5 protein-coding genes are annotated in these 6,269 nt (G+C 58.9%); 4 read left to right on the plus strand and 1 reads right to left on the minus strand.

Annotated features, from left to right (window positions below):
* On the minus strand, nt 1–565 hold a 565-nt coding region (locus tag ADK28_RS04420), incomplete at its 3' end, for an extracellular solute-binding protein (protein WP_048794991.1).
* A gap of 465 nt (nt 566–1,030) precedes the next feature.
* Here ADK28_RS04420 and ADK28_RS04425 point away from each other — a divergent pair.
* The 4 genes from ADK28_RS04425 to ADK28_RS04440 all read left to right on the plus strand — a co-directional run bounded on the left by ADK28_RS04425 (nt 1,031) and on the right by ADK28_RS04440 (nt 6,252).
* Nucleotides 1,031–2,701: a DUF4091 domain-containing protein gene (locus ADK28_RS04425; protein ID WP_048794989.1), complete on the plus strand. Its 1,671-nt coding sequence runs from the start codon at nt 1,031–1,033 to the stop codon at nt 2,699–2,701.
* 155 nt (nt 2,702–2,856) lie between these two features.
* The gene (olsF, locus tag ADK28_RS04430) at nt 2,857–4,578 is read left to right on the plus strand and encodes an ornithine lipid synthase OlsF (RefSeq protein ID WP_048794990.1); all 1,722 of its coding nucleotides are present in this window, start codon (nt 2,857–2,859) and stop codon (nt 4,576–4,578) included.
* A gap of 101 nt (nt 4,579–4,679) precedes the next feature.
* Nucleotides 4,680–5,462: an N-formylglutamate amidohydrolase gene (locus tag ADK28_RS04435; RefSeq protein WP_016927605.1), complete on the plus strand. Its 783-nt coding sequence runs from the start codon at nt 4,680–4,682 to the stop codon at nt 5,460–5,462.
* Between the two features lie 76 nt (nt 5,463–5,538).
* The gene (locus ADK28_RS04440) at nt 5,539–6,252 is read left to right on the plus strand and encodes a flagellar brake protein (protein ID WP_004938226.1); all 714 of its coding nucleotides are present in this window, start codon (nt 5,539–5,541) and stop codon (nt 6,250–6,252) included.
* Nucleotides 6,253–6,269: the final 17 nt, after the last annotated feature.

Raw genomic sequence — 6,269 nt, forward strand, 5'->3', positions numbered from 1 at the left:
AGGCGGCGCCTTTCAGCCCGTTTTTCAGCGCGGCGGCCTTGCTCTTCAGATCGTCCCAGCTCCAGTCGTTGGTGGGGTAGCTGACGCCGGCCTGATCGAACAGCTTTTTGTTGTACCACACGGCGATGGAATCGACGTCGCGCGGGATGGCCATCTGCTGGCCGTCGTACTGGTAGGCTTTCACCGAGCTGGCGACCACGTCGTCCAGCTTAAGGCCGCTGTCTTTAATATAGGGTGCCAGCGGCTCCATAATGCCGTTTTTGGCGTACTGCACAAAATAAGGCATATTGATCCAGAATATATCCGGCGCCACGCCGCCGGCGGCTGCGGAATCTAATTTAACGAAATATTGCGCCGAGGGGGTTAATTCTATTTCTATTTTTATATCCGGATTGGCCTGTTCAAAGCGCTTGGCAATCTCCTGTTCGGCGGGTAATTGATTTCTGTCCCAAACGGCATAGCGCAAAGTTATTTTATCTGCGGCATGGAGCAGCGTGGGTAATAATAATGCGCTGGCAAGAATAGAATGCGCCAGCAAGCGGCCGGTATTTTTTATCGGTGACATTGCTTTCCCCTCGGTGAGCGACGAATAGCGTTTTTTGCAACGTGAATTCTTTCTATCCCTTAACTTTCAATGTGTCAATACACCCCCAAACGCCCAAAAATGGGGCGTCAATGTTTCGTTGTTGTTAAAATCGAAAGGCTTTGACGGCCAAGTGAAAGGTGTGTTTATTCACAATTCGTTAACCTTTTGACGGGTTTTTTCCCCGGTGGCGCGGCATTTAGCGGCCTTCGCAGGCATAGGAATAACTGATAACCCTTGCACCATAATGGGGATTAAAAATATTTTTATTGTGCAAGCTTCAGCTTCTTTCATTTTTGTGATGCAAATAAACAAAAAAATCTTGCTGAGGCTGTCCAGGGAGGGCGCGCAAACGTTTTTTATTGCCGGCTATTGTTTGTGTCGATAAAAGACGCTAGCCTGAATCTCACAACACTTATTCATCCATAATAAAGAGGGCGGAATATCATGCGCCTGTCTCTGGTATTTACGCATTGCCTGGAGAAAGTATTTCATCGCCAAAATATGCCGCCCATTGCCGTGGAAAATCGGTTGAGCGGGTTAAATAACGAGGTGCTGTCCTGGCAGGCGGTGTACTGTTTGCAAACCCCGGGCAACGAGACTCGCCATGAGCTGTGTTATCAACTCGACGGGCCGCTGGCGGAGTATATCAGCGTGCGCCAGGTGCAATCGGTGCCGAGCGGTTTTCCCTGTTATCGCGAGACCGATGAGAATTACCTGACGACTGAGCCGGGCTTATTTCCCGATCCGCTGATACCGCTGCCGCAACGGCGTTTTTTTGCCGCCTGCCGCTATTATGGCAGCCTGTGGTTGACCCTGACGCCGCCGGCCGACGCGCAACTGGCCGGCGACTTTCCGTTGACCCTGCGGCTGCGGGATGCCCAGAGCGGCGAGGCGCTGGCCGAGGCCACGCTGACGCTGCATCTGGTGCCGGCGGCGTTGCCGCCGCAAACGCTGTTGCACACCGAGTGGCTGCACACCGACTGCCTGGCGGATTACTACCGTCTGGCGGTGTTCAGCCCGGATTACTGGCGCGCGGTGCGCAACTTTGTGCGCTGCGCGGTGCATAGCGGGGTCAATATGCTGCTGACGCCGCTGTTTACGCCGCCGCTGGATACCGCCGTCGGCGGTGAACGCACCACGGTGCAGTTGGTGAGGGTGTCGCGTTCCGCGCAGGGGTATCGCTTCGATTTCAGCCGCTTGGCGCAGTGGGTGGCGTTGGCGCAGGAAGAGGGCATCGAGCATTTCGAAATCGCGCCGTTGTTTACCCAATGGGGCGCGGCGCATGCGCCGAAGATCGTGGTGGAGGAGCAGGGCGAGGCGCGACCGCTGTTCGGCTGGCACACCGATGCGCAGGGCGAAGCGTACCAGCGTTTTCTGCAGGCGCTGCTGCCGGCGTTGACCGCCTGGTTCCGCGAACGGGGGCTGGAACGGCAGGTGTGGTTCCATGTTTCCGATGAGCCGACGCTGGACAACCTAGCGGCCTACCGGCGCGCCAGCGCCGCGCTGCTGCCGCTACTGGATGGCTTTCGCACTTTCGATGCGCTGTCGGATTTCGCTTTCTATCAGCGAGGCCTGGTGGAAATCCCGGTCGCCGCCACCGATCATATTGAGCCCTTTATCGAACACCGGGTGCCTGGCCTGTGGGCCTATTACTGCTGCGTGCAGAAGACCGAGGTCGCCAACCGGTTCTTCGCCCAGCCTTCGGCGCGCAACCGCATATTGGGCGTGCAGCTCTATCTGTACCGCATCGCCGGCTTTCTGCATTGGGGATTCAACTTCTATAACAGCGCCCATTCGCTCGAACGTATCAATCCTTATGCCGTGACCGACAGCGGCCATGCGTTTCCCTCCGGCGATCCGTTCGTGGTCTATCCGGGCGATGATCTGCAGCCGGTGGAGTCGCTGCGCCTGCGGGTGCTGCATCAGGGGCTGCAAGACATGCGCGCGCTGCAACTGCTGGAGAGTCTGACCGACCGGCCGACGGTTGAGGCGCTGATCGAACGCGAGCTGGGCATGCGCATCACCTTCAAGCGTTATCCGCACCAGGCCGGGCCGCTGCTGCGCCTGCGCGACGCGGTAAACCGCCGCATTGAAGCGTTGCTGGCGCCGATGTGAAGGCAAGTGGGGGCGAAAATGCGTCTTTCGCTCCCAATTCGCCATTACTTTGCTATACCTGATAGTCGATGGATTCACTTTATTGTCATGTAACTGACACGTCAGAGTCACGGCTCTGGCTTAAGTTTGCAGCGACTACGTCAGGAGATAACGCGATGTTCAGCCTGGATTCTCTGTTGCAAGATGCATTTCCACACCGCAATACCCCTGCCTGGCAGCGCAGCCTGCTAAGAACCCTTCTCTTCGAAAAAGAATTCAAGCAGTTCGCCGCCGATTATCCCCACCTGAAAGGGCTCGATCTGATCGAGCAGGTGGTGGACTACTTTAATCTCAGCTGCGAGCTGGTGGACGGCGATCTGGAAAACATCCCGAGCCAGGGGCCGGTGGTGCTCGTGGCCAATCACCCGATCGGTTCGCTCGACGGCCTGGTGCTGCTGCGCGCCGTCGCGGCGGTGCGCCCGGACGTGAAAGTGGTGGCCAGCCAACTGCTGACCTACATTGAACCGCTGCGCAGCCTGTTCGTGCCGGTGGATAACGTCGCTTATAAAACCAGCCGCAAACAGATTGAAGGCATGCAGCAACAACTGGACAATCAGGGCGCGCTAATCCTGTTCCCGGCCGGCGAAGTGTCGCGCATGAGCCCGAAAGGCATCCGCGACGGCCACTGGCATACCGGTTTTCTGCGCCTGGCCGCCAAAGCGCGCGCGCCGATCGTGCCAATCCACATCAGCGCGCGCAACAGCAACCTGTTCTACTTTACCTCACTGGTCTACCGGCCGCTGTCGACGTTGCTGCTGGTGCGCGAAATGTTCCAGCAGCGGGGCGGGCGCATCAAGATCCGCGTGGGCGGCCGCGTGCCGTTCGCCAACTGGCACGACGGCCACACCAGCGCCAAGGATCTGGCGGAGCGTTTTCGCCGCCACGTCTATCGCCTGGGCCAGGGCAAGCCGGGGCTGTTCGCCAGCGAGTCGCCGATCGCGCTGCCGGAGGATCGTCTTGAGCTGAAAAAGGCGCTGGCGAACTGCGAACGGTTGGGGGTAACGCCGGACGGTAAAACCATCTATCTCTACCGTCGCCATGACGAAGCGCGTACGCCAATCCTGCGCGAGCTGGGGCGCCTGCGCGAGATCGCCTTCCGCGCGGTGGGGGAAGGATCCGGCCGCCGCCGCGATCTGGACAGCTACGACGACGATTACTACCACTTGGTGCTGTGGGATGAGGAGGAGCTGGAGATCGTCGGCGCCTATCGCTTTATCCCTACCGCCGAACAAATCGCGCGCAAAGGGCTGGAAAGCATCTACAGCAACAGCCTGTTCCATTATGACCGCGATATGGAACCGATCCTGGCGCAGGGCATTGAGCTGGGGCGCAGCTTTATTCAGCCGGCCTATTGGGGCAAGCGCGGGCTGGACTATTTGTGGCTGGGCATCGGCGCCTATCTGTCGAAATACCCGCAGTACCGCTATCTGTTCGGCCCGGTGTCGATCTCCGGCGGCATGCCGCTGGCGGCGCGCGATTTGCTGATCGCCTTCTATCGGCTCTATTTCTCGCCGGATCACGCCTTCGCGCAGTCGCGGCGGCCTTATCCGGCGTCGCTGCCGCAGGTGCTGGCGCAGTTTGCCGGGGACAACTATCAGGAAGATCTGGTGCGGCTGAAGAGCCTGCTCAGCAACATCGGCTGCTCGATCCCGACGCTGTACAAGCAATACACCGAGCTGTGCGAACCGGGTGGGGTGCAGTTCATCGACTTCGGCACCGATCCGGCGTTCAACAACTGTATCGACGGACTGGTGCTGGTGGATACCACGCGGCTCAAGCCGTCGCGCTATCAGCGTTATATCGCGGTGCACCAGCCGCAGCCGGCCGAGACGGCATGACTATAGTCTGACTCATGCCTTTTTGATCTAAGCACGACCTTGGGGCCGGCGACGGGATAGCGCTACGATAAACGTTTTGCTTTCCACCGCCGGAGCCTGTCATGCCTCATTCGTTTATCCCGCCGCTATTGTCCGCCGATGAGCCGCCCGCAGCTGCCGTTGAAATCCCGCGCGGCAAAGCGCCCTTTTTGCTGCTGTGCGATCACGCCGGCAAGGCGATACCGCAATCTCTTGGCGATCTCGGTTTGCCGCCGGGGGAGATTGAACGCCACATCGGCTGGGATATCGGCGCGCTGAGCGTGTCGCGCCATCTGAGCCGCCAACTGGACGCCACCCTGATCCACCAGCGTTACTCACGGCTGGTGATCGACTGCAACCGGGCGCCCGGCATCGCCAGCTCGATCCCGCATTTGTCCGAACTGACGCCGATACCCGGCAATATCGGCATCGACGCCGAGCACGCGCTGGCGCGCGAGCGTGAGGTGTTTTTGCCGTATCACCACGCCATCGACGATCATTTGGGGCAACGTCAGCTGCGCGAACTGCCGACGGCGGTGATCGCCATGCACAGCTTCACGCCGGTGTTCAAAGGGGAATCGCGCCCCTGGCAGGTGGGTCTGCTGTTTAATCGCTACCCGGAATTTGCGCTGCTGCTGGCCGAACTGCTGCGCGAAGAGGGGGATTTGCAGGTGGGGATCAACGAGCCCTATGCAATGACCGACGCCACCGACTACACGTTGCCGGTGCATGCGGAACGGCGCGGTTTGCCTTATGTCGGCATCGAAATCCGCCAGGATCTGATCGCCGATGAACGCGGGCAGCAGGCGTGGGCGAAACGTTTCGCACGCCTGCTGCCGCAGGCCTGGCAGCGTTGGCAAATTTGACTTTAGGAATATTCCCAGAGATGATAACCGTAAGGAATACGTAATACGTCATTAGAAAAAAAGTCAGGAGAGACGTGTGGAGCACAGCGATAACGGACTGTTTATCAAACGGGAGCGTTTTGAAGTTCTGGCGATTCTGCGTGAAATTTGCAAACAACGCACGCCGCTGCGCGTAGAAAATCAGCAGCACCGGTTTCAAAGTCTGTTATTGAGCGTCGGGCCGGACAATATCGTGTTTAGCGGTGAGGAAGCGGAAAACGCCATCGACGGCGCCTGCACCATCGTCATTGAAAGCCACGACGCCAAAATCGAGTTTTCCGTCGGCCAGGCGGAATTGACCGAACATCAGGGCGTCCAGGCCTGCTCGACCCGACTGCCGCAGGAGTTGGTTTACATCCAGCGCCGCCGTCAGTTCCGCATCACCACGCCGCACTGGCGCCAATTCTTCTGTACCGGCGAATACCCGGACGGCACGCCGTACGAGCTGCGGATCCACGATCTGTCCGCCGGCGGCGTCGGTTTGCGCTTCGACGGCCCGCTGCCGGATTTCTTCCAGCCGGGCCTGCAGTTCAAGAAAGCGGAGTTGGATCTGGGCAGCTACGGCAGCTTCAAGGTCAACATGGAGCTGGTGGTGGTCAACGACGATCAGGAAACCGACGATAACGATCAGGTGGTGCACTTCTCGCGCCTGTCATGCCGTTTCCTCAAGCTGGGGTTGGCGATGGAGCGCAAAATTCAGAGCGCCGTGTTCGCCTTCGAGCTGGATTTCAACAAAAAGAAAAAACGCTGATAGTTATCAGGGGCGGC

The organism is Serratia sp. 506_PEND (genome assembly GCF_001076875.1).
Lineage (GTDB): Bacteria > Pseudomonadota > Gammaproteobacteria > Enterobacterales > Enterobacteriaceae > Serratia > Serratia marcescens.